16 protein-coding genes are annotated in these 23,714 nt (G+C 66.9%); 5 read left to right on the top strand and 11 right to left on the bottom strand.

Features of this window, described 5'->3' with window-relative positions; translation table 11 throughout:
• Positions 1 to 30 precede the first annotated feature (30 nt).
• Together F3I62_RS06855 and yjiA are read left to right on the top strand one after the other, a co-directional pair.
• Positions 31 to 234, top strand: a complete 204-nt coding sequence (locus tag F3I62_RS06855; protein WP_160488895.1) for a YbdD/YjiX family protein — start codon at positions 31 to 33, stop codon at positions 232 to 234.
• 149 nt (positions 235 to 383) lie between these two features.
• Positions 384 to 1,358, top strand: a complete 975-nt coding sequence (gene yjiA, locus F3I62_RS06850; protein WP_160488894.1) for a GTPase — start codon at positions 384 to 386, stop codon at positions 1,356 to 1,358.
• Between the two features lie 13 nt (positions 1,359 to 1,371).
• Here yjiA and F3I62_RS20135 read toward each other — a convergent pair whose 3' ends face one another.
• The 5 genes from F3I62_RS20135 to F3I62_RS06805 all read right to left on the bottom strand — a co-directional run bounded on the left by F3I62_RS20135 (position 1,372) and on the right by F3I62_RS06805 (position 13,246).
• Positions 1,372 to 5,223: a M10 family metallopeptidase C-terminal domain-containing protein gene (locus F3I62_RS20135; protein WP_178122494.1), complete on the bottom strand. Its 3,852-nt coding sequence runs from the start codon at positions 5,221 to 5,223 to the stop codon at positions 1,372 to 1,374.
• Between the two features lie 368 nt (positions 5,224 to 5,591).
• Positions 5,592 to 6,230 carry a 3'-5' exonuclease gene (locus F3I62_RS06820; RefSeq protein ID WP_160488893.1) on the bottom strand — a complete coding sequence of 213 codons (639 nt, stop codon included), beginning with the start codon at positions 6,228 to 6,230 and terminating at the stop codon, positions 5,592 to 5,594.
• 100 nt (positions 6,231 to 6,330) lie between these two features.
• Positions 6,331 to 7,584 (bottom strand): serine hydroxymethyltransferase, encoded by a 1,254-nt coding sequence (gene glyA, locus F3I62_RS06815; RefSeq protein WP_160488892.1) that lies wholly within the window; start codon positions 7,582 to 7,584, stop codon positions 6,331 to 6,333.
• Between the two features lie 140 nt (positions 7,585 to 7,724).
• Positions 7,725 to 11,831, bottom strand: a complete 4,107-nt coding sequence (locus tag F3I62_RS06810) for an EAL domain-containing protein (RefSeq protein WP_218572779.1) — start codon at positions 11,829 to 11,831, stop codon at positions 7,725 to 7,727.
• A gap of 410 nt (positions 11,832 to 12,241) precedes the next feature.
• Positions 12,242 to 13,246, bottom strand: a complete 1,005-nt coding sequence (locus F3I62_RS06805) for a DUF2860 family protein (protein ID WP_160488890.1) — start codon at positions 13,244 to 13,246, stop codon at positions 12,242 to 12,244.
• Positions 13,247 to 13,808: 562 nt separating this feature from the next.
• Between F3I62_RS06805 and ettA the strand changes: the two genes are divergently transcribed.
• Complete coding sequence (gene ettA, locus F3I62_RS06800) at positions 13,809 to 15,476, top strand: energy-dependent translational throttle protein EttA (RefSeq protein ID WP_160488889.1); 1,668 nt, start codon at positions 13,809 to 13,811, stop codon at positions 15,474 to 15,476.
• A gap of 159 nt (positions 15,477 to 15,635) precedes the next feature.
• Positions 15,636 to 16,235, top strand: a complete 600-nt coding sequence (locus F3I62_RS06795; protein ID WP_218572745.1) for a YiiX family permuted papain-like enzyme — start codon at positions 15,636 to 15,638, stop codon at positions 16,233 to 16,235.
• Positions 16,236 to 16,373: 138 nt separating this feature from the next.
• On the opposite strand, the gene arcC is transcribed toward F3I62_RS06795, so the two are convergent.
• From arcC to F3I62_RS06765, 6 genes are all read right to left on the bottom strand, one after another.
• Entirely contained in the window at positions 16,374 to 17,300 is a 927-nt protein-coding gene (gene arcC, locus F3I62_RS06790; protein WP_160488887.1) for a carbamate kinase, read from the bottom strand.
• 124 nt (positions 17,301 to 17,424) lie between these two features.
• Complete coding sequence (locus F3I62_RS06785; RefSeq protein WP_160078403.1) at positions 17,425 to 18,435, bottom strand: ornithine carbamoyltransferase; 1,011 nt, start codon at positions 18,433 to 18,435, stop codon at positions 17,425 to 17,427.
• A 97-nt stretch (positions 18,436 to 18,532) separates the two neighbouring features.
• Positions 18,533 to 19,786: an arginine deiminase gene (gene arcA, locus F3I62_RS06780; protein WP_160488886.1), complete on the bottom strand. Its 1,254-nt coding sequence runs from the start codon at positions 19,784 to 19,786 to the stop codon at positions 18,533 to 18,535.
• A gap of 18 nt (positions 19,787 to 19,804) precedes the next feature.
• Positions 19,805 to 21,232, bottom strand: a complete 1,428-nt coding sequence (arcD, locus tag F3I62_RS06775; protein ID WP_160488885.1) for an arginine-ornithine antiporter — start codon at positions 21,230 to 21,232, stop codon at positions 19,805 to 19,807.
• Positions 21,233 to 21,447: 215 nt separating this feature from the next.
• On the bottom strand, positions 21,448 to 21,816 hold the full coding sequence (locus F3I62_RS06770) for a DUF5064 family protein (RefSeq protein WP_160488884.1): 369 nt from the start codon (positions 21,814 to 21,816) through the stop codon (positions 21,448 to 21,450).
• Between the two features lie 456 nt (positions 21,817 to 22,272).
• The gene (locus F3I62_RS06765) at positions 22,273 to 22,944 is read right to left on the bottom strand and encodes a DUF3313 domain-containing protein (protein WP_160488883.1); all 672 of its coding nucleotides are present in this window, start codon (positions 22,942 to 22,944) and stop codon (positions 22,273 to 22,275) included.
• Positions 22,945 to 23,225: 281 nt separating this feature from the next.
• Here F3I62_RS06765 and F3I62_RS06760 point away from each other — a divergent pair, with 281 nt between their 5' ends.
• A complete protein-coding gene (locus F3I62_RS06760) occupies positions 23,226 to 23,552 on the top strand; it encodes a TraR/DksA family transcriptional regulator (protein ID WP_160488882.1) in 327 nt (108 codons plus the stop codon).
• The last annotated feature ends 162 nt before the right edge of the window (positions 23,553 to 23,714 follow it).

Below are 23,714 nucleotides of genomic sequence, written 5' to 3'. Positions count from 1 at the left end.
CCGGCCCGCTGCCAGCGGGAGGAATGCACGGTGTTCAATGATCTCAGCCGCATGGGCAAGTACCTCGGGCAGGCCGCGCGCATGCTGGTGGGCATGCCCGACTACGACACCTATGTCGAACATATGCAGACCCAGCACCCGGACCAGCCGGTGATGAGCTACGAGGCGTTCTTCCGCGAGCGCCAGGAAGCCCGTTATGGCGGGGGCAAGGGCCGCCCGGTACGTTGTTGCTGATAGCCTTGCATGCAATACCCGCACGCCACGCTAGCCGTGGCGTGTTTCTTTCTCGGGTGGATGAGACCTTGCTCATCTACCGCTAACCGCTCGGTGGCTCGCTAAGGCGCGAGCTGCGCGCCCCGAACCACCCTACGCAGGACGACTTCATGGCCCATGAACCCATCCCCGTCACCGTGCTCAGCGGCTTTCTCGGTGCCGGCAAGACCACCCTGCTCAAGCACCTGCTGCAGGCCGAGCACGGCCTGAAACTGGCGGTGATCGAGAACGAGTACAGCGACACGCCGATCGACGGCCAGCTGCTCGGCGGCGCGCCGGTGGAGGTCATGACCCTGGCCAATGGCTGCGTCTGCTGCTCGATCCATGTCGAGCTGGAAAAGGCCCTTTACCTGCTGCTGGACAAGCTGGATGCCGGCGAGCTGGCCTTCGACCGCCTGGTGATCGAGTGCACCGGCCTGGCCGACCCGGCGCCGGTGGCGCAGACCTTCTTCGCCGACGCCGAACTGTGCGAACGCTATGTGCTGGACGGCATCCTCACCCTAGTGGACGCAGCCAATGCCGAGCGCCACCTGACCGAGACCATCGCCCAGGCCCAGGTCGGCTTCGCCGACCGCATCCTGCTGAGCAAGACCGACCTGGTCGACGCCGCCCACATCGAAGCGCTGAGCCTGCGCCTGCAGCGGATCAACCGCCGCGCACCGCTGCGCGTGGTCGAGCACGGTCGCATCGACCTGGCCGAGCTGCTGGATATCCGCGGCTTCAACCTGAATGCCGATATCGCCCCGGTGCCGACCCTGCGCCCGCTGCTGCCCGCCGCGGCCACGCCGGACCGCATCGCCACCCTGGTGCTTAAAAGCGAGCGGGCGCTGGATCTGGATAAGCTCAGCGCCTTCATGGAAAACCTGCTGGAGCAGCACGGCAACGCGCTGCTGCGCTACAAGGGCGTGCTGAGCATCGCCGGCGAGGAGCGGCGCATGGTGTTCCAGGGCGTGCTGCGCCTGTACGGCTTCGATTTCGACAGCCCGTGGCCGGTGGGCGAGACGCGCGAGAGCGTGATCGTGTTCATCGGCGACAACCTGCCGGAGGACGACATCCGCGCGGGCTTCGCCGCGCTGCAGGCCTGAGGGGCGCGGCCGCTCAGACCAGCAGGTCGTTTGCCGAGAGGTCCGTCACCCCGAGCAGCTTGATCATGAACTCTGCCGCGCTGTCGGCATTGCTGCTGCCGTACAGCACGCCGTCGGCGAAGCGCAGCTGGCCGCTGGCATCGCTGTCGCTGAAGGCCGCGCCGTCCAGGTAGCTGAAGGCCTCGCGGGCGGCGGTCAGCGGGTTGCCATCCAGGGCAGACAGGTCGATGCGGTCGCCCTCGCCGGCGTTGAAACCGTAGATCAGATCGGCCAGCTCGCCCAGGCCCAGCTCTTCCAGTGTGCCGAACACATAGCGGTCGGCGCCGCTACCGCCGTTCAGGGAGTCGGCGCCGGCACCGCCGTCGAGCACGTCGTTGCCATCGCCGCCATTCAGCACATCGTTGCCGGCCAGGCCCTGCAGGCTGTTGTCGGTGCTGTGGCCGCCCAGGGTGTCGGCGTAGTCGCTGCCGATCAGGTTTTCCAGGTTGCGCAGGGTGTCGACGCCCGAGCCGCCTGTCGCCTGGGCCTGGGAGGTGGACAGGCGCACGACCACGCCGGCCCCGGCCTGGGCATAGGACAGGGTGTCGTTGCCGAGCCCGCCGTTGAGCACGTTATCCCCGGCGCCGGCGAACAGGAGGTTGTCCAGGGCATTGCCCGTGCCATTGGCGTTGCCCGGCGCGGTCAGCACGAGGATTTCAATGTTGTTGGGCAGCAGGTAGTCGGCCAGGCTGCTGAGGACCCGGTCGATGCCGGCGTCGGCGCCTTCCACGACCCGGTCGCCGCCATCGTCGACGATATAGCTATCGGCGCCGGCGCCGCCGAGCAGGACATCCGCGCCGGCGCCGCCATCCAGCAGATTGTCCGCGGCATTGCCGCCGATGATGTTGTTCAGGCCGTTGCCGGTGCCGTGGCGCGCTTGCGTGCCGACCAGGCTGAGGTGCTCCAGGTTGTCGCCGAGGGTCCAGTCCACCGACGATTCGACCGTGTCGTATTCCTCGCTGTCGGTACTGAGGTCGGTTTCGCTCACGCTATCGCCGGTGCTGTCGACGATATAGACGTCGCTGCCGGCGCCGCCCGCCATGTGGTCGTCGCCCGCGCCGCCATCGAGGGTGTCGCCGCCGGCGCTGCCGAGCAGCAGGTCGTCGCCGGCGCCGCCCAGGATGCGGTTGGCGGGGTACCGGGAGATCGCGCCGGGGTCGTCGTTGTCGCCGGCATCGCCCTGGTAGCCGAGGTCGCCGGCGATGAAGTCGGCCAGGCGCTGGCCGATGATCTCGCTGGCGTCGCCGTGCAGGTGCCAGACGTCGTCGTAGTAGGTCAGCGGGTCGACGGCGTAGCGCAGCGGCAGGTCGCCGTAGTCCACGGCGATTTTCACGTCGTCGCGGCTGGCGGCCATCGCCTGCTGGGCCTGGCGGATGGCTTCGGTGCCGGCGACTATCGCGGTGATCTCGCTCGCGCTCAGGCCGCGCAGGGCGGCGGCCTCCTGCTGGTAGTGGCCGGTCAGCATCAGGTAGAAGGTCGCGTCCGGGGTGCCCAGCTGGGCCTTGAGGTAGTCGAAGACTTTCAGCGTATTGCTGGTGTACAGGTCGATCTCGGCCTGCTTGTCCGTGGCGCTGGCGTAGGCCATGGCGTTGTCCTCGCCCTGGCCCCAGACCAGGGCCAGGGTCACGCTGCCCTTGGCCTGCAGCGTCGCCAGCTGGCTGCGCAGGTTGCCGACGGCCTGCAGCAGCGCCTCGCCGGGCTGGTCGGTGTCGCTGTACCACCAGGCCTTGGCCTTCTCCGCATCGGTGGCCGTCGAGCGGCCGGTGACGGTGCTGCCGCCGACGGCGAGGTCCACCGGCTCGCCGTTGGCGTCGAAGAACAGGCTTTCCACCTTGTCGAAGTCGGTGTAGTGCTGCAGCTGGCGCAGCATTTCCGTGATCCCCGACTCCTCGTCGCCGGAGAACATGCGCAGTATCCGCGCATTGGACTGGCCCAGCGTGGGGACGAACAGGGTGTTCTGCGGCGTCGGCGCGGCGAAGATGAAGTCAGCTGCGCTCAGGCTGTTCAGGTGGTTGCCGCTCAGCGCGACCTCGAAGGTGTTGCCGTCGGCGTCCGGCTCGCGGGACTTCAGCGAGGTCTTGCTGCCGGTGTCGTTGAGGGTCATGTACAGGCTGTGGTCGTAGCCGTTGCCCAGCCCGGTGATGCCCAGGGCCGAGAGGTCGATCTTGTCCGTGCCGACGCTGAAGTCGCTGATGGTGTCGGCCGCGCCGATGTCGGCGGGGCCGTAGTTGCGGTAGCTGTCGAGCAGGCTGGTGAAACGGAAGATGTCGCTGCCGCTGCCGCCCGTCAGCGTGTCCTTGCCGGCGCCGCCGTCGAGCAGGTCGTTGCCGCCGCCACCATCGAGCTTGTCGGCGCCGGCATCGCCCAGCAGCACCTCGTCGGCGGCGCTGCCGCTCAGGCTGTCGTTGCCGGCGGTGCCGATGAGGTCGAGGACCACCGGTGGTGGCGGTGGCGGCGGGGCGTCGAAGAACAGGTTGCCGGGGTTGAGGACCGCCAGCTGGTTGCCGCGCATGCCCAGCTCGAAGAAGTTGCCGCTGGCATCGGACTGGTAGGACTTCAGGTAGGTGCGGTCGCTGGCGCTGCTGTAGCTGAGCAGCAGGGTGCCGTTGTAGCCGCTGCCCAGGCCGCTGAAACCGAGGCCGGAGAGGTCGATGCGGTCCTGGCTGCCATCGAAGTCGCGGATGGTGTCGCTGTAGAGGGTGGTGCTGGTGCGGTAGCTGTCGGTCAGCGCGGCGAAGCGGAAGGTGTCGGCACCGTCGCCGCCGCTGAGGCTGTCGCGCCCGGCGCCGCCCTCCAGCAGGTCGTTGCCGGCGCCGCCATCGAGCGTATCGTCGCCGCCCAGGCCGCGCAGCGTTTCGTCGGCCGCAGTGCCGGTCAGGCTGTCATTGCCGGCGCTGCCCGAGAGGGTCGAGGCGCCGGCCGGGGCATCGCTCACGCTGAGCTGGAAGATGTCGCTGACCAGGCCGCCGCGGCCGTCGCTGGCGCTGACCTTGATCGCGTAGAGCCCGGCCGCCTCCAGCCCCGGCATGCCGCTGAAGGTGCGGCTGGCGGCGTTGAACGCCAGCCAGGCCGGCAGCGCCGTGCCGTCGCTCAGGCTGGCGCTGTAGCTCAGGCTGTCGGCGTCCGGGTCGGTGAAGCTGGCGGCGGCAAAGCTGTAGCTGAAGGCGCTGTTTTCGCTGGCGTACTGGTCCGCCAGCGGTTCGTTCAGCAGCGGTGCGCCGTTGCTGTCGGGATTGGCGTTGAAGAGCACGTTGCCGGCATTCAGCAGGCCCAGCTGGTTGCCCTGGATGGCCAGCTCGAAGCGATTGCCGTTGCCGTCGGGTTCGAGGGACTGCAGGTAGGTGCGGTCGCTGGCGCTGCTGTAGCTGAGCAGCAGGGTGCCGTTGTAGCCATTGCCCAGGGCGCTGAAGCCGAGGCCGTACAGGTCGATGCGGTCCTGGGTGCCGTCGAAGTCGAGGATGGTGTCGTTGTAGCGGGTGCTGCTGGTGCGGTAGCTGTCGCGCAGCTCGGCGAAGCGGAAGGTGTCCGCGCCGTCACCGCCGCTGAGTTTGTCGCGGCCGGCGCCGCCCACCAGGATGTCGTTGCCGGCGCCGCCGCTGAGGCTGTCGTCGCCGGCCAGGCCGAGCAGCAGCTCGTCGGCCGCGCTGCCGAGCAGCAGGTCATTGCCGCCACTGCCCTCCAGTTGCACCAGCAACTGGCCGCTGGGCTCGCTGGAAGCCAGGCTGTCGCTGAGCATGCCGTCGATCTGCTCGGCGTGGCTGCTGTCGTTTTCCTCGCTCAGGCCATTGCCTGTGGCCCCGAAATCCTTCGCATCGTAGATCATCATGTCCCCTTTGCCAGCTGTCTTGAGCGGCGCCTGGACCCGCTACGGTCGTGCATGGCGTGTGCGGCTCGGCAGGCGATGTCGCAGTGCGCCGGCAAAGGCGCGCCGTGACCGGCTGCGTTGAGCGTCAAGGGCAGGGAGGAAAGGCTGGACTGCTGAAACCCACGGGCGGCTGGAATACCGCTTCTCTACCGGCGACATTGCGGGCCGGCTGTTCTACTGCGCTGCATAAGGTGATGCACTTCACAAAAGAATGCCTGCATCGAAGAAGCACGGCATGCGCTAACCGACGAGCGGTGTGGCTGCCTGGCCTTGGCCGGCTGCGCCGTTATGCGCGCACCAGCGGGTGCCACCGGGGGCGAGATCCCCGGCTAACTCGGCGGGTTGTCGGCCATGCCCAGCGCATAGAACACCGCCAGCGCGGCGAAGGCGTCCTCCCCGGCATACTGCACCTGGTTTTCCGACAGGTGCGTGGCTGCCCAGTTGGAGGTGGTGGCCGCCTTGGACTTGCGCAGTCGCCGGCCCAGGGCGATGGCCACCGCGGTGCGCACGCCGACCGCCTGCTTGTAGCCGAGCTTGCGCATGGCGTTCGCCAGATCGACCGAGGCGCCGAGTTTCAGGCCCAGTTTGCGCTGCAGCGGGCCGCGGTCGGAGCTGAGGCCGAAACCGACCTTGACCATGTGCCGGGACTCGATCACCTCGCGCAGGAAGTCGCGCGGTGGCTCGCCGTTCAGTTGCACGATGAACGCCCGCTCGCGGCTGGCGAACTGCAGGACATGCGGGCCGGTACGCGGCGCATCGCTGGTGAAGCAGGGCTTGGATTCGGTATCGAAGCCGATGAACGGCTCCTGGCGCAGCTGCTCCAGGGCGAATGCGTAGTCGGCTGGCGTGCGCAGGACGTGGATGCGCTGCAGCGGCAGGGCATCGAACGGCGGCAGCAGCCTGATCAGCTCCTTGCTCGGGCGCTCGAGGTGGCGGCGTGCGGGCTTGGGCGGCTGATCCGTGCTCATGGCGATCTTCTCCGAGGGGGCATGGCGCACCCTACGGCAAACGCCGGGCATAAAAAACCCGGCCTGAGCCGGGTTTTTCGTGCCGCGCGGGCGTCGACGCTTAGTTGCCGTATACCGGCAGCTTGGCGCAGACGGCCTTGACCTTCTCGCGTACCGCGTCGACCACGGACTCGTCGCCCATGTTCTGCAGGATGTCGCAGATCCAGCCAGCCAGTTCCTTGCACTCGGCTTCGCCGAAGCCGCGGGTGGTGACGGCCGGGGTGCCGATGCGCAGACCGGAGGTGACGAACGGCGAACGCGGGTCGTTCGGCACGCTGTTCTTGTTCACGGTGATGAAGGCACGACCCAGGGCGGCGTCGGCGTCCTTACCGGTGATGTCCTGCTTGATCAGCGAGAGCAGGAACAGGTGGTTCTGCGTGCCGCCGGAGACCACGTCGAAACCGCGCTCGATGAACACCGCGGCCATCGCCTGGGCGTTCTTCACCACCTGCTGCTGGTAGGTCTTGAACTCGGGCTGCAGGGCTTCCTTGAAGCACACCGCCTTGGCGGCGATGACGTGCTCCAGCGGGCCACCCTGGCCGCCCGGGAATACGGCGGAGTTGAGCTTCTTCTCGATCTCTTCGTTGGCCTTGGCCAGGATCAGGCCGCCACGCGGACCGCGCAGGGTCTTGTGGGTGGTGGTGGTGACCACGTCGGCGAACGGCACCGGGTTCGGGTACACGCCGGCGGCGACCAGGCCGGCCACGTGGGCCATGTCGACGAACAGGTAGGCACCGACCTTGTCGGCGATGGCGCGGAAACGCGGGAAGTCCAGCACCTGGGAGTAGGCGCTGAAGCCGGCGATGATCATCTTCGGCTTGTGCTCGACGGCCAGGCGCTCGACTTCGTCGTAGTCGATCAGGCCGGCATCGGTGATGCCGTACTGCACGGCGTTGTACATCTTGCCGGAGAAGTTGACGCTGGCGCCGTGGGTCAGGTGGCCGCCGTGGGCCAGGCTCATGCCCAGCACGGTGTCGCCCGGCTTGACCAGGGCCTGGAACACCGCGGCGTTGGCCTGGGAACCGGCGTGCGGCTGGACGTTGGCGTAGTCGGCGCCGAACAGCTGCTTGGCGCGGTCGATGGCCAGCTGCTCGACGATGTCGACGTACTCGCAGCCACCGTAGTAGCGCTTGCCCGGGTAGCCTTCGGCGTACTTGTTGGTCAGGACCGAGCCCTGGGCTTCCATGACCGCCGGGCTGGTGTAGTTCTCCGAAGCGATCAGCTCGATGTGCTCTTCCTGGCGCTGGGCTTCTTGCTCCATCGCGGCAAACAGGTCGGCGTCGTAACGGGCGAGGGTCAAATCACGGCTGAACATGGCAGTCCTCTACGGAGCGGTGCGGGAAAAAGGCGCGCATTCTAACCCATACGCCGGGTACTGGCATATGAAAGCCAGTCATGTGGCGGACAAGTGGCGCTCACCCGGGCTCGCCGGCCCCGCCGTGGCGGCCTCGCCGCCTAGTTGAGGACGAACAGCGCGGCGCCGCTGAACTGGGCGGCGAACTGGGTGGCCGGCATGGGTTTGCCGAACAGGTAGCCCTGCACCTCGTCGCAGCCGTGCTCGCGCAGGAAGTCGAGCTGGGCCTGGCTTTCCACGCCTTCGGCGATCACCGCCAGGCCCAGGCTGTGGGCCATGGCGATGATGGCGCGGGCGATCTGGCCGTCGCGCTCGCCCTCGGGCAGGCCGTCGACGAAGCTGCGGTCGATCTTCAGCACGTCGATGGGGAACTGCTTGAGGTAGTTCAGCGAGGAGTAGCCGGTGCCGAAGTCGTCCACCGCGATGCACAGGCCGAGCTTCTTCAGGCTGACGAGGATCTGCAGGGTTTCGTCGACGTCGCGCATCAGGATGCTCTCGGTCAGCTCCAGCTCCAGGCAGGCCGGCGGCACGCCGCTGTCGGCCAGCATGCGCGCGATGCGCGTGCCCAGCTGGCCGTCGGCGAACTGGCGGGCGGACAGGTTGACCGAGATCTTCGGCACCCGCACCTTGGCGCCGTGCCAGGCCTTGAGCTGGCGGCAGGCCTCCTCGATCACCCAGTCGCCGACCTGCACCACCAGGCCGAGCTCTTCCAGCACCGGGATGAACTCGCCCGGCGCCACCAGGCCGCGCACCGGGTGCTGCCAGCGCAGCAGCGCCTCGACCCCGGTCAGGCGCTTGCCGTCGCCGCTGAACTGCGGCTGGTAGTAGAGGCGGAACTGGTCCTGCTCGAGGGCGTGGCGCAGGTCGCTCTCCAGCTCCAGGCGCTGCAGGGCGGTGGCGTTCATGTCCGCCTGGTAGAACTGGAAGTTGTTCTTGCCGCGTTCCTTGGCGTGGTACATGGCGGTGTCGGCGTTCTTCATCAGCTGGCTCAGCTCGTCGCCGTCCTGCGGGGCCAGGGCGATGCCGATGCTGGCGGTGACGAAGAACTCGCGGCCCTGCAGGACGAACGGCTGGGCCAGGCTGGCGAGGATCTGCTCAGCCACGTGGATGGCGCGGTTCAGCGCGCCTTCGCGGCTGCCGCGCGGCTGCAGGAGCAGGGTGAACTCGTCGCCGCCCATGCGCGCCACGGTGTCGTCCTCGTTGACGCAGGCGGCCAGGCGCACGGCCACGTCCTTGAGCATGCGGTCGCCGGCGGCGTGGCCGAGGGAGTCGTTGATCGGCTTGAAGCGGTCGAGGTCGAGGAACATCAGCACCACCCACTCCTCGTGCCGTTCGGCGTGCTGCAGGGCGGTGTGCAGGCGGTCCTGGAACAGGGTGCGGTTGGGCAGCAGGGTCAGGGCGTCGTAGTAGGCCAGGCGGTGGATGCGCTGTTCGCTGGCCTTGCGCTCGCTGATGTCGTTGAAGAAGCACACGTAGCTGACCAGGTCGCCCTCGTCGTCATGCACCGCGGTGATGCCGACCCAGGCCGGGTACTGTTCCTGGTTCTTGCGCTTGAGCCAGATCTCGCCTTCCCAGCTGCCGCTCTTGTTCAGCTGGGTGAGCACGTAGTTGAGCTGGCCGGCCTGCTGGCGGTCGGCGGTGAGCAGGCCCGGCAGCTGGTCGAGCACCTCGCGGGTGGCGTAGCCGCTGATGCGCTGGAAGGTCTCGTTGGTGCGCACGATGTAGCCGGCCGGGTCGGTGACCAGGATCGCCGCGGTGGAGTGCTCGAACACCGTGGCGGCCATGCGCAGGTCGCGCTCGGCGCGGCGCTGCTGGCTGATGTCGCGGCCGATGCCGAGCACGCCTTCGAAGTGGCTCTGTTCGTCCCACATCAGCATCACGCGCATTTCCACGGTGATCTTGCGCCCGTCGGCGCGCACGCAGTCGAAGACGAAGGTCTTGCCGCCGAGGGTCGCCTGCAGCTGGTGCAGGCGCTGCTGGTCGGCGAGGGACTGCTTGACCTGCTCCAGCAGGCCATGCAGGTCGGCCAGCTGGCGCGGGCTGGCCACGGTGCCGAGCAGGCCGTGCTGCAGGATCCACTCCGGGCTGTAGCCGAAGAAGCTCTGCGCCGAGGGGCTGACGTAGTTCAGCTGCAGGCTGCTGTCGGTGGAAATGATCACGTCGCTGATGCTTTCCGCCAGCAGGCGGTAGCGCCGCTCGCTGTCGCGCAGGCTGAGCTGGGCGTTGATCTCGGGGGTGATGTCCTTGGCCACGCCGATCAGGCGGCTGACCCGGCCCTGGGGGTCGCGGCTGAGGGCGTGCTCGCGCACGTCGAACCAGTGCCAGCTGCCGTCGCGGTGGCGCCAGCGCAGCTGGCAGTTGAGCAGCAGGCCGTTGCCGACCACCTTCTGCAGGTTGCGCACGCGCTGGTACAGCTCGACATCGTCGGGGTGGAGGATCTTCTCCCACAGCTTGTCGCCCAGCTGGCGCAGCTCGTCCTTGCTGTAGCCGAGGTCCGGGCCCAGGCGGTTGTTGCTGAACAGCACGCGCTGGTTGCTCATGTCGTGCACGTAGAGGGTGTCCGGCACCGCGCGCAGCACCTCGGACCAGAAGCGCTCGCGTTCCACCAGCGACAGCTCGACGCGCTTGCGGCTGGTGATGTCGTGCACGCTGAGGGTCACCGCGTTCAGGTCCGTCTCGCGCTTGGGCAGCTGCAGGGTCAGCCACAGGTAGCGTTCGTGGCCGTGCGGGGTGCGCATGCGGCTTTCGATCATCATGGTCTGGTCGCCGTCGAGCAGCGCGGCCACCAGGGCGTAGCGCGAGCCGCCGGGGCGCAGCGGCCGGTTGCCGACCAGGTGCTCCCAGGCCTGCTGGGGCGTGTCGACGCCGAGCAGGTCCATGGCCACCCGGTTCATTTCGGTGAGGCGCGCCCGGCGCAGCATCTGCTGGCCCAGTTCGGGATTGCGCTGCAGCCAGTCCGGCAGCTGGCTGCTGTGGCGCAGGCCCTGTTCGACGAGGAAGTCCTTCAGCCCGCGCAGGTCGATCACGCACAGGGCGACGCCGCTGCCCTCGAAAATGTCCTGGTAGCGCCGGCGGGTGTCCTGCAGCACTTCCATGGCCTTGTGCTGCTCGGTGATGTCGCGCAGCACCCAGACCCGGCCGCCCGGGTGGTTGTGGCTGGCCAGGGCATGGCTGGTCACCGCGTACCGGCGCTTGTGCCCGTCCTGGAGGATTTCCACCGGCTGCGCCTGGACCTGGGCCGGGCTTTCCAGCCAGGGGCCGAGGGCCGGCAGCAGCTTGAGCAGGTGCAGCTTGTGCGCGGCGCTGCTGTTCAGGCCGAACATCTGCTCGGCGCGCGGGTTTAGGTAGCTGATCAGGCCGTCGGCCTGGGTCACCAGCACCCGCTCCTCGATGACGCCGAGGGCGGCGATGGCGTCGTCCAGCGAGCGCCGCGACAGCGCATGGGATTCGCGCAGGCTGCGTTGCTCGCGCAGCAGGCCGAACAGGGCGAGCAGGGCCAGGGCGGCGCAGAGGATGAACAGCAGCAGCTTGCCGGCCTGCGGCGGCAGCAGTTCGGCGCGCACCCGGTTGGCATCGAACAGCGCATGCAGTTGCCAGTCGCTGGTCGCCACCGGCAGTTGCAGGATGCTCTGGCGCCGTTCGGCCGCGCTCAGCTCGCGGGTGCTCAGGGCCGGTGCGGGCGGCTGGCGCAGGATCACCGCGCCGCTGCGGCTGTCCTGCAGCAGCCAGGCCTGCGGCGAGCGGCTGCTCGGCAGCCAGTTGCGCAGCGCCGCCGGGTGCAGGCGCAGGAGCCAGCCGGCATTGCCCTGCGGCCGGCCGAGGACCACGTACAGCAGGCCCTGCTCGCGCGGGCCGAAGGCGAATCGGTAGGGCTGGTGCGGGGCGCGGCTCAGTTGCTGGAGCAGTTCGGCATCTTCGGCAGACGGGTCGCTGTCGCCTTGAATCTGCCCCGACTCGTCGAGCCAGGCCAGGCTGTGCAGGGCCGGGTACAGCCCGCGCAGGCTGCCAAGCAGGCTGGTCAGCTCGCTGCCGGCCAGCGGCCGCGGCGCGTTCAACTGCAGGAAGGCCTGGCCGGCCTCGGCCTTGAGCTTCATCACCAGACCCAGGTGCTCGGCCAGTTGCGTGCTGTGCGTCAGGCTGCGCTGGCGCAGGCTGTCTTCCTGCTGCTGGAATTCCTGCTGCAGCTGCCACAGCAGCAGGCCCAGCATCAGCGCCACCAGCAGCGCCAGGGCGCCCTTCAGCGAGCCACGCGAGGGGCTGGCGAACGGGTCACCCGGGGAGCGGCTTGAGCGGTGGGGGGGCGGTTTAGGCACGCAAACAATCCTGCTGATACTACTGCCTGTCTGCGGACTGTAAGCCAGGCAACCACAACCGCCTAGCATGCCTTGCTGGGCGGCAAAGTGCCATTACTGTCCGTCGCGCGGGTTTGCCCGCTCCGGCGCCTGCGGGCGTCACCGCCGTGCGGGCCAATCCCCCATTCGTTGTGCGGTCTGGTCGTTGCCACCCGGGCCGTGTCGGCGGCAGCGCTTCGGGGCGGTCCTGCGTGAGTCGCTGGCGCCCACCTGAAACGCCAAGGCCACCCGCAGGTGGCCTTGGCGTTTGTTCCTGCCCAGGGCGTTTAGAAGCTGTACAGCATGCCCAGGCTGACACTGCCGATGCTGGTGTCGTAGAAGTCGATGTTGCTGTCTTCCTCGCCGTAGCTGATGGCGCCGCGGGCGCGCCAGTTCTGCAGGCCGAAGGGTTCCTTGTAGGAGGCCCCCAGCGACACGCCCATGCGGTCGACGTCGGCGGTCTCGGCATAGATGGGATTTTCATCGTCGCTTTCCAGCGTGCCGGCCACCAGATTGACCACCAACTCCCAGTTCTGCAGGCCGGTGTAGGCATAGTTCAGCTCGGCCTGGTAACCGTCCATGGCCATGGCCTCGCCGTCCAGGTCATGCTCGACACCGGAAATGCTGGGAATGATGAGGTGGTCGCTGGAAGGCTGCCAGACATAGGCGACCTTGAGCGTGTTGAGATCGCCCTCGCGGTTGAGCAGGTCTTGCTCGTCCGCGGACAGGCCGAGGGCGGTTCCGCTCAGTTCGTCGTCCAGCTCGATGGAACGTGCGGTGTAGGTGATTTCCAGGCCGCTGCCGAAGATGTGTTCCCAGCCCAGGCGCCCGCCGCCGCTCGAGACATCGGTTTCCTGGCGGTCGGTACCGACCAGGTAGGGGTCTTCCCAGGTTTCCACCGGGGTCGAGGCGATGGCGCTGGCGACCAGGTTGCCGGCGCCGCCGATGCCCTGGCGCACGCCGATACCGAGGGTGCTGTCCTGGGTCAGGAAGTCTTCCAGTTCGGTGCCGCCGAAGATCTGCGTACGGCTCTCGGCGAAGGTGTAGTTGAGGCCGAAGTCCAGCAGCAACTTGCTGTAGTCCTTGCTGTCCGGGCCGTCGCTGAGGGAGTCGATGCGCTCGTCGGCCACCTCGGTGCCGCCAGCGGTGGCGATCATGTTGGTTTCCCGGGAGCCGGCGGAGGCGCCGGCGAAGGCGAATCCGGAAAAGCCGCTTTCCTGCGGAATGCGGTCATAGGCCTGGGCCGAGAGGGCCGCCGCCGAGACGAGGATGGCGAGAAGGGTTCTTTTCATGGGTGACTCCTCATGGTGACTCTACATGCGGACCGGTCGGACGCGCTGCTGGGCGAGCCGGGCAGGGTTCTCGGTATGGCATGCCGAAGCGCACGGCTGAGCCATCGACGTGACGGCATCGCGAGTCGGCAAGCAAGCGGCGGACACGCGTCCGGCGCTTCGCAGGAAGTAAAGCCTGCGTCGTGGGCTTGGCAAGTCGCGGGCGTACGGCAGGGGCAGTCATTCGCTGCCGACGGTCGGGTGTTCGTTCTTGGTCGGGGCGCAGGAACGATTCGTCTGTCCCAGTGACCTCCTGCAGGGTCCGCTGGACGTGGGGCGAGAGGGCATCCCGGCGGGGCGCGGGTACGTCTGGCGCGCAGCAGGTAGTAGATGGCGCGGGGCCTGCTGTTTCCCGGCTGGCCTCAGGCCGAGGCCCCTGGGGGCGATGGACGCCTCTTGCGCATTCCCGGCGGCCTAACAAGCTGCCCGGGGTTCACCCAGCGCAAACGCTGCCAATAGAGCTAATAACGGTAGCTGGCATATACTTCGCGTCATTTTCACATTCTCGAGTGAGGTCCTCATTTTGGCTCAATACGTCTACACCATGCATCGGCTCGGCAAGGTCGTGCCGCCGAAGCGGGAAATCCTCAAGAACATCTCCCTGTCGTTCTTCCCGGGCGCCAAGATCGGCGTGCTCGGCCTCAACGGCGCCGGTAAGTCGACCCTGCTGCGCATCATGGCCGGCGTCGACACCGAGTTCGACGGCGAAGCGCGCGCCATGCCGGGGATCAACGTCGGCTACCTGCCGCAGGAACCGCAGCTCGACCCGAGCAAGACGGTGCGCGAGATCGTCGAGGAGGCCGTGGGCCAGATCAAGCAGGCCCAGGCCCGCCTCGACGAGGTGTACGCCGCCTACGCCGAGCCGGACGCCGACTTCGACGCCCTGGCCGCCGAGCAGGCCAAGCTGGAGGCCATTCTCCAGGCCAGCGACGGCCACAATCTGGAGCGCCAGCTGGAAGTCGCCGCCGACGCCCTGCGCCTGCCGCCGTGGGAGGCCAGGATCGAGCACCTGTCCGGTGGCGAGAAGCGCCGCGTGGCCCTGTGCCGCCTGCTGCTGTCGGCCCCCGACATGCTGCTGCTGGACGAACCGACCAACCACCTGGACGCCGACTCGGTGGCCTGGCTGGAACACTTCCTCCACGACTTCCCCGGTACCGTGGTGGCGATCACCCACGACCGCTACTTCCTCGACAACGTCGCCGGCTGGATCCTCGAACTGGACCGCGGTGCCGGCATCCCGTACGAAGGCAACTACTCCGGCTGGCTGGAAGCCAAGTCCGAGCGCCTGGCCCAGGAGTCCAAGCAGCAGTCGGCCCACGAGAAGGCCATGAAGGACGAGCTGGAGTGGGTGCGCAAGGGCGCCAAGGCCCGCCAGGCCAAGTCCAAGGCCCGCCTGCAACGTTTCGAGGAGATGCAGTCGCAGGAATTCCAGAAGCGCGCCGAGACCAACGAGATCTACATCCCGGCCGGCCCGCGCCTGGGTGACAAGGTCATCGAGTTCAAGAACGTCCGCAAGGGCTACGGCGACCGCGTGCTGATCGACGACCTGTCGTTCAGCGTCCCCAAAGGCGCCATCGTCGGGGTGATCGGCGGCAACGGCGCCGGCAAGTCGACCCTGTTCCGCATGCTGATGGGCAAGGAAACCCCGGATTCGGGCAGCATCGAGATCGGCGACACCGTGCAGCTGGCCTGCGTGGACCAGAGCCGCGACGACCTGGACGGCGGCAAGACCGTGTGGGAAGCGGTGTCCGACGGCTTCGACATGATCAAGATCGGCAACTACGAGGTGCCGTCGCGCGGCTACGTCGGCCGCTTCAACTTCAAGGGCGGCGACCAGCAGAAGTTCGTCAAGGACCTCTCCGGTGGTGAGCGCGGCCGCCTGCACCTGGCCCTGACCCTGAAGCAGGGCGCCAACGTGCTGCTGCTCGACGAACCGTCCAACGACCTCGACGTGGAAACCCTGCGCTCGCTGGAAGAGGCGCTGCTCGACTTCCCCGGCGCGGCGATCGTGATCTCCCACGACCGTTGGTTCCTCGACCGCGTTGCCACCCACATCCTGTCCTATGAGGACGATGGCAGCGTGGTGTTCTTCGAAGGCAACTACACCGAGTACGAAGCCGACCGCAAGAAGCGCCTCGGCGACGCGGCCTCCCAGCCGCACCGGGTGCGCTACAAGAAGCTGGCGCAGTAAGCGCTGCTGCAGTGAGAACGGAGCCGCGAGGCTCCGTTTTCGTTTGGGCCTGGGCAAAACGCCGGGCAGTCGGCGGCAGCGGGCCCGCGCCGCGGCGATAATCCATCCTGTCGGGCAATTGGTGCCTGCAAGGAGAAGGACATGCTCAGGAGGCACGGAATGCACGCCGCCCTGCTGGCGGCCGCCTGCTGGGCCGGCCAGGCCTTGGCGCTGGAGGCGGTGCGCGAGGGCGACATCATCTTCCACCAGTCGCGCTCGGCGCAGAGCCAGGCGATCCAGCTGGCCACCCATTCGCGCTACAGCCACATGGGCCTGGTGCTCTATCGCGACGGCCAGCCCCAGGTCTACGAGGCCAGCGCGCGGGTCAAGTACACCCCGCTGGCCGAGTGGATCGCCCGCGGCGAAGGCGGCCACTACGTGCTCAAGCGCCTGCGCGAGGCCGACCGCCTGCTGGACGAGCCGGCCCTGCGCCGCCTGCGGACCGAGGCCGCGCCGTTCGCCGGGCGCCGCTATGACCTGACCTTCGAGTGGTCGGACCAGCGTCTGTACTGCTCCGAACTGGTGTGGAAGATCTATCAGCGCGCCCTGGGGCTGGAAATCGGCGCCCCGCAGCGGGTACGCGACTTCGACCTGACTTCGGCTGCGGTGCGCAGCAAGATGCGGGAACGCTATGGCGAGCAGGTGCCGCTGGACGAGCGGGTGATCTCGCCGGCGGCGATGTTCGACTCGCCGCTGCTGGTGCAGGTTCGCGCACAGTGAGCGCGGTGCACGAAGGCAGGGCGGGTGTGCCGTGCGCAGCGGGACGAAGCGGTTCTGCCTGCGGGGCGCATGGCGCACCCGGCGACAATCAGGACAGCCACGGCCCCGTCACGTGGGTGACGGGATCGTGGTCGAGCCTCAGCGGTAGCTCAGGCCCGGTTGCGCGGTGCTGATGCGGGTGCCGGCCTGGCCTTGGACGATGGCTTCGATATCCGCCAGCGAACCGATCACCGCGACCTTGCCGGTGTTGCGGGCGAACTCGCAGGCGGCCTGGACTTTCGGCCCCATGGAGCCGGCGGCGAAGCCGAGGCGCTCCAGTTCGTCGGGGTGGGCCTGGGCGATGGCCTTCTGGGTCGGCTTGCCCCAGTCGATATAGGTGGCGTCGACGTCGGTGGCGATCACCAGCAGGTCGGCCTCCAGTTCGGTCGCCAGGAATGCCGAGCAGAGGTCCTTGTCGATCACCGCTTCCACCCCGACCAGCTTGCCGTCCTGGTACATGGTCGGGATGCCGCCGCCGCCCGCGGCAATCACTACAGTGCCCTTTTCCAGCAGCCACTTGAGCGGGCGGATCTCGAAGATGCGCTTGGGTCGTGGGCTGGCGACCACTCGGCGGAACTTGTCGCCGTCGGGGGCGATGGTCCAGCCTTTTTCGGCGGCCAGTTGCTCGGCTTCCGCCTTCGGGTAGACCGGGCCGATCGGCTTGGTCATGTGCTGGAAGGCCGGGTCTGCGGGGTCGACTTCGACCTGGGTGAGCAGGGTGGCGAAGGGCACCTCGAACGGTAGCAGGTTGCCCAGCTCCTGTTCGATCATGTAGCCGATCATGCCTTCGGTTTCGGCGCCGAGAACGTCCAGCGGGTAGGGGTTCTTGGCGTCGTAGGCATTGCCTTGCAAGGCCAGCAGGCCGACTTGCGGGCCGTTGCCGTGGGCGATCACCAGTTCGTTGCCGGGCGCGACCCGGGCGATCTGCTCGCAGGCGATGCGCACGTTGTCGCGCTGGTTCTCTGCGGTCATGGCTTCGCCGCGCCGCAGCAGGGCGTTGCCGCCCAGGGCGATGACTAGTCGCATGGTTGTTCTCCTTGTGCGGATACGTAGGTTGGGTTGAGCGCAGCGCAGCCCGACAAGCGGAGCCCGGTCTGCGGCAGCGGTGTTGGGCTGCGCCGCCAGGCGGCGCAACCCAACCTACGCGCAGTTAGATGTCGGCCAGGGTCGAAACCAGGATCGCCTTGATGGTGTGCATGCGGTTTTCCGCCTGCTCGAAGGCGATGCACCAGGGCGACTCGAAGACATCCTCGGTCACTTCGATGCCGTTCTTCAGGTTCGGGTACTTCTCGGCGATCTGCTTGCCGACCTTGGTGTCGCTGTTGTGGAAGGCCGGCAGGCAGTGCATGAACTTGACCCGTGGGTTGCCGCTGGCCAGCATCAGCTCGCTGTTGACCTGGTAGGGCAGCAGCTGCTGGATGCGTTCGGCCCAGGCCTCGACCGGCTCGCCCATGGACACCCAGACGTCGGTATGGACGAAGTCGACGCCCTTGACCGCCTCCTTGGCATCCTCGGTGAGGGTGATGCGTGCGCCGCTTTCCTCGGCGAATTTCTTGCACGCGGCGACATGTTCATCGCTCGGCCACAGCGCCTTGGGCGCGGCGATGCGCACGTCCATACCCAGCTTGGCGCCGATCAGCAGCAGCGAGTTGCCCATGTTGTTGCGGGCGTCGCCCAGGTAGGCGTAGCTGATGTCGTGCAGCGGCTTGTCGCTGAACTCGCGCATGGTCAGCACGTCGGCGAGCATCTGGGTCGGGTGGTATTCGTCGGTCAGGCCGTTGAACACCGGCACGCCGGCATACTTGGCCAGGTCCTCGACGATTTCCTGCTTGAAGCCGCGGTACTCGATGGCGTCGTACATGCGCCCGAGCACGCGGGCGGTGTCCTTCATGCTTTCCTTGTGGCCGATCTGCGAGGAGCCCGGGTCGATGTAGGTGACGTTGGCTCCCTGGTCATAGGCGGCGACTTCGAAGGCGCAGCGGGTGCGGGTGGAGGTCTTTTCGAAGATCAGTGCGATGTTCTTGCGCAGCAGGTGCGGCTGTTCGGTGCCGGTGTACTTGGCGCGCTTGAGGTCGCGCGACAGGTCGAGCAGGTAGCGCAGCTCGCGACTGCTGTGGTGCATCAGGCTGAGCAGGTTGCGGTTGTGCATGTTGAACGCCATGGTTCTTTCTCCTTGTAGGCAACTGGAAACCTGGCCGCGTCAGAACTGCTGGTGGCTGGCGAGGCGGGCGGCTGGCTGGCAGCCGCCGGGGTGTGGGTTAGTAGTCGATCGGGTCGCGCAGGATCGGGCAGGTCATGCAGTGGCCGCCGCCACGGCCGCGACCCAGTTCGCTGGCGCTGATGGTGACGACTTCGACGCCGGCCTTGCGCAGCAGGGTGTTGGTGTAGGTGTTGCGGTCATAGCCGACCACCACGCCGGGCTCCAGGCAGACCACGTTGTTGCCGTCGTCCCATTGCTCGCGTTCGGCTTCATAGGCGTCGCCGCCGGTCTGTACCACGCGCAGTTGCTTGAGGTTGAGCGCCTCGGCGACCACGTCGAGGAAGGACTTGTCCTCGCGGCGGATGTCGATGCCGGCCGGTTTGCTCTCGTCCGGGCGCAGGCTGAATGGGATGATCTGGTTGACCACCTCGGGGAAGATGGTCACCAGGTCGCGGTCGCAGAAGCTGAACACGGTGTCCAGGTGCATGGCCGCCCGCGACTTGGGCAGGCCGGCGACGATCACGCGCTGGGCGGCGCCCTTGGCGAACAGGGCCTGGGCCACCTGGGCAATGGCCTGGCGCGAACTGCGCTCGCCCATGCCGATCAGTACCACGCCATTGCCGATGGGCATCACGTCGCCGCCTTCGAGGGTGGAGGCGCCGTGATCCTTGTCCGGGTCGCCATACCAGACCTCGAATTCGGCATTCACGAAGTCCGGGTGGAACTTGTAGATGGCGCTGGTGAGCAGGGTTTCCTGGCGGCGTGCGGGCCAGTACATGGGGTTGAGCGTCACCCCGCCGTAGATCCAGCAGGTGGTATCACGGGTGAACTGGGTATTGGGCAGCGGCGGCAGGATGAAGCTGCTGGCGCCGATGAAGTCGCCGAGCATGGTCAGCGGCTTGCTGGCGCCCAGGGCGTTGATCAGGTCGGCCACCGATACGCCGCCGATCAGGTGTTCGGCCAGCTTGCGCGGCTCCAGGCTTTCCATCCAGCCGCGCACGTCTTCCTGCAGGCCGAGGCCGACCTGGTCGAGGGTGATCTTGCGGTCGAGGATCCACTTCAGGGCCGCCTTGTTCTGCACCGTATCGGTGAGCAGGTTGTGCATCTCCAGCACCTCGACCCCGCGCTCGCGCATCTTGGTGACGAAGTCGAAGTGGTCGCGCTTGGCCTGGCTGACCCAGATCACGTCATCGAACAGCAGCTCGTCGCAGTTGTTCGGCGTCAGGCGCAGGTGCGCCAGCCCTGGCGAGCAGACCATCACCTTGTGCAATTTGCCCGCTTCGGAATGGACGCCGAGTTTGACTTTGGACATGGGAACCTCCTGGTTCGATCAAAGGGTGAGGAAGCCGCTGTACAGGCCGTAGCCCGCGATGACGGCGCCGATCACCACCGCGGCGAAGATCAGTTTCTCGATCGCGGTGAAAATGGGTTGGTTGAGTTCGCGCTTGGCCTTGGCGAACAGGATGGCGCCCGGCGCATAGAGCAGGGCGGACAGCAGCAGGTACTGCACGCCGGCCGCATACACCAGCCAGACGGCATAGACCACGGCGATCACGGCGACCAGCATGTCCTTGCGGCGCTCGCCGGGTTCCTGCTCGTAGCTCTCGCCGCGGATGGTCAGCAGCAGGGCATAGGCGGCCGACCAGAAGTACGGCACCAGGATCATCGAGGTGGCCAGGTACAGCAGCTTCAGGTAGGTGGCGTCGTTGAACAGGGTGATGATCAGGAACAGCTGGATCAGGCCGTTGGACAGCCACAGCGCATTGACCGGTACCTGGTTGGCGTTTTCCTTGCGCAGGAACTCCGGCATGGTGTGGTCGCGGGCGCTGGCGAAGAGGATCTCGGCGCACAGCAGGGTCCACGACAGCAGGGCCCCGGCCAGGGAAACGATCAGGCCGATGCTGATCAGCATGGCGCCCCAGGGGCCGACCACGTGTTCCAGCACGGCGGCCATGGACGGGTTCTTCAGCCCGGCCAGCTGGGCCTGGGCGAGGATGCCCTGGGACAGCAGGTTGACCAGTACCAGCAGCAGCAGTACGCCGATGAAGCCGATCACCGTGGCCTTGCCCACATCCGAGCGTTTCTCGGCGCGGGCGGAGAAGATACTGGCGCCCTCGATGCCGATGAACACCCACACGGTGACCAGCATCATGTTGCGTGCCTGGTCCATCACGCTGCCCAGTTCGGTGTTGCCCGTACCCCAGAAGTCGGCCTTGTACACCTCCAGCTTGAAGGCGATGGCGGCAATGATGATGAACAGCGCCAGCGGCACCATCTTGGCGATGGTGGTCAGGGTGTTGATGAACGCCGCCTCATGGATGCCGCGCAGTACCAGGAAGTGCAGCAGCCACAACACTATCGAGGCGCAGACGATGGCCGGCAGGGTGTTGCCTTCGCCGAACACCGGGAAGAAATAACCCAGGGTGCTGAACAGCAACACCATGTAGCTGACGTTGCCGATCCAGGCGCTGATCCAGTAGCCCCAGGCCGAGGAGAAGCCCATGTAGTCACCGAAGCCGGCCTTGGCATAGGCATAAACGCCGCCGTCGAGGTTGGGCTTGCGGTTGGCCAGGCTCTGGAACACGAAGGCCAGGGTGAGCATGCCCACGCCGGTGATCAGCCAGCCGATCAGGGTGGCGCCTGCGCCGGCGCTGGCGGCGATGTTCTGCGGCAGGGAGAAGATCCCGCCGCCGACCATGGAGCCGACGACCAGGGCGATCAGTGCACCCAGTTTGAGTTTGTTGCTTGAATCCGACATGTTGCCTCCAGAGCTGTGTTGGCAGCGGCTTGATTAGGCAGTGGTGGTAATGAACAAGGCATGACAGGGCGTGCAGAAACTGCTGCGCGCGCGGCCGGGCTTACTGGCGGGGCGTCGGGAGAGCGTGCCGGAGTGCATCCTGCCTCCTTGACGGGCACCGCCTGAGGGCGCCCGGCGAAAACTGTCGAGGGTGGTTGTGCCGGTGAGCCGCGGGCTCACAGGCCATCCTTGTCGAGGTGGTCGAAGTTGACCGGTTCGCCCGGTTGTGCGCCGAGCTGTTCGCGGATGTCCTTGAACATGGCGTCGTACTCGGCATGCCCGCGCATGATCGGGCTGGAGTTGGGCGACAGGCCGTGCTTGGTCACCGCCTTGGTGATCAGGCTGGCGAAGTTGAAGGCGGTATCGCGGTGCATGTCGAACTCTTCGCAGAACTCGCGGCCCTCGATGGTGCCAGTCACCTTGAAATGCATCAGCATGCCTTCGACCGGGTCGCGGCGGACCTCGTAGAACACGTCGATGTCGAATTTAGGCCAGTGCGGCATATCGGGTGGAGTGGTGCGGTGCAGATGACCTGGTTTGAACATGCTAGCCCCCATGGCCCGGCAGAACGGTTGGATGGTGATTGCTCGAAAGGGGAGCGCCGCTTGCTGCATTTTCGACAAACGTGTCGCCCTTCGCTGTAAAAATGTAGTGCGTAATAGCCAACAAGCAAGCGCTCAAGAGCGCTATCGGGACCTGGCTTGACCTGCGTCAAGCCGCCCCATGATGGCGGCCCGTTCCGCTCGTGCCGATGCGGTTGGGCTGTTAGCCTCGAGGGCGGGGAGGGGTGTGCAGAGCGGGGCATTTTCGTGCAGGGCGCGCGAATCTAGCCCTGGCTGGCGACGCAACTGGCCGCCTCGTCGTGTGGCTGCCGCACGCACTTGTCGCCCTTGCCGGGCGGATGCGGTGGCAGCAGCGGGGCCGCCAGATACAGCGGGCGTTGAGGATCACCCCGCGGCTGATGGAGCCCCACAGGCCGCGCGGCCTGTGGGCTCCTGGCTTCAGCGTTTGGCGCGCAGTTGCTCCATGGACAGGCGCATGTCGTTGGCCCAGCCGTCGATAACCGGTTTCACGTCATCGGCACTGAGTACCTGCTTTTTGTTTTCCAGGTCGGTGCCTGCGCCCTTGCGCACCACCTCGGCCACCACCTTGCCGTTGCCGGCATCGATGAAGGAGGCTTCGGTGGCGATCTCCACCTGCTGGTCGCGTTCGCCAGCGGCGGTAGTCGCAGCGGCCACCACCAGGGCGATGGGGATCACTTCGTAGGGCTTGAGGCCTTCGGTTTCCGCCGATACGGCGGTGATGGCCGGGCGGATGACCAGCGTACCGTTGCTCGGCGAGTTGCTGATCCGGATGACTTTGCTCAGTTCGCGCTTCAGGGCCTGATCGTAGTAGCTGGTGATGCCCTGCAGGGTGGTTTGCGGTATGCGCGAGTCGGGTTGCGGGGTTGGGTAGAACTTGCTGGGCTCGATGTACACCTGGGTGTAGCGACTGATATCCAGGTTCGGATCGACCCAGCGCGCGACCTTGACCCCGCTGGGGCTCTGCTGTTCGCTCAGGCGGCTGTAGTCCTGCAGGAAGCCGGAGTACTGGTCGGGTTGCACCAGGGTACTGGTACAGCCCGAGACCAGCATGCAAGTGGCCAGCAGGGATGCAGCAAAGCATTTCGTCATAGGTCTCTCCTTGGTTATCGCTCGGGATGATCGATTATTTCCGGCAGCGCGCCGACGGTCTGCACCGGGGCGTCGCAGTTTCCATAAGCCTAGTGCATGGCGCGGACCCGGCCAGGCGCTGACTGTAGCCTGACCGGATGACAACACGGCGTATTGACCGGTATCAAGCGCCGCAGTGGCGAAGAGGCGTTTGCCTTGCCCGCGCGCCCGGGCGCTTGATTGGCGTCAGTGCAAGGCGCGCAGAAGCAGCCACACTGAAAAAAACGCCACGGAGTTCCGTCATGAGCACGTTCGACCCGCAATGCGCGCTGGACCAGCTGTTCGCCGAGTACAGCAAGCGCGCCAATTCGATCCGCCGCGAGCTCGGCCTGCCGCACCAGGCGGATTTCGCCGAGCAGGCCCAGGAACGGCAGAACGATGAGGTGCTGGAGGCGCTGCTGGCCGAGGCCGAGGCCGGATTGCGCCAGGTCGGCCTGGCCCGCCTGCGCCTGGCCGAGGGCAGCTATGGCGAATGCCAGCGCTGTGGCGAACCGATCAGCCCGGCGCGTCTGGCCGTGCTGCCGGCAGCGGAATTCTGTTTGCGCTGCGCCGATCTGCAGCGCGCTTGATGCCTTGCCAGTGGCGTCGGGGCGGCGCCAGAATGAGTTCAACCTTCCGCGGTGTTGCACCGCCCGATACGAACCTGTTCAAAGCCTGCTGCGCGTCGGCCATGCTGTGTTGAGATCGGGCTCAGAATGCTCATTTACAGCTCGTAAACTGCGCTTCTTCGC

It is taken from the genome of Pseudomonas sp. R-28-1W-6 (genome assembly GCF_009799925.1).
Taxonomy (GTDB): Bacteria; Pseudomonadota; Gammaproteobacteria; order Pseudomonadales; family Pseudomonadaceae; genus Aquipseudomonas.
Note: the sequence above shows the minus strand (reverse complement) of the source record. Positions and strands in the feature narration are given on the sequence as shown.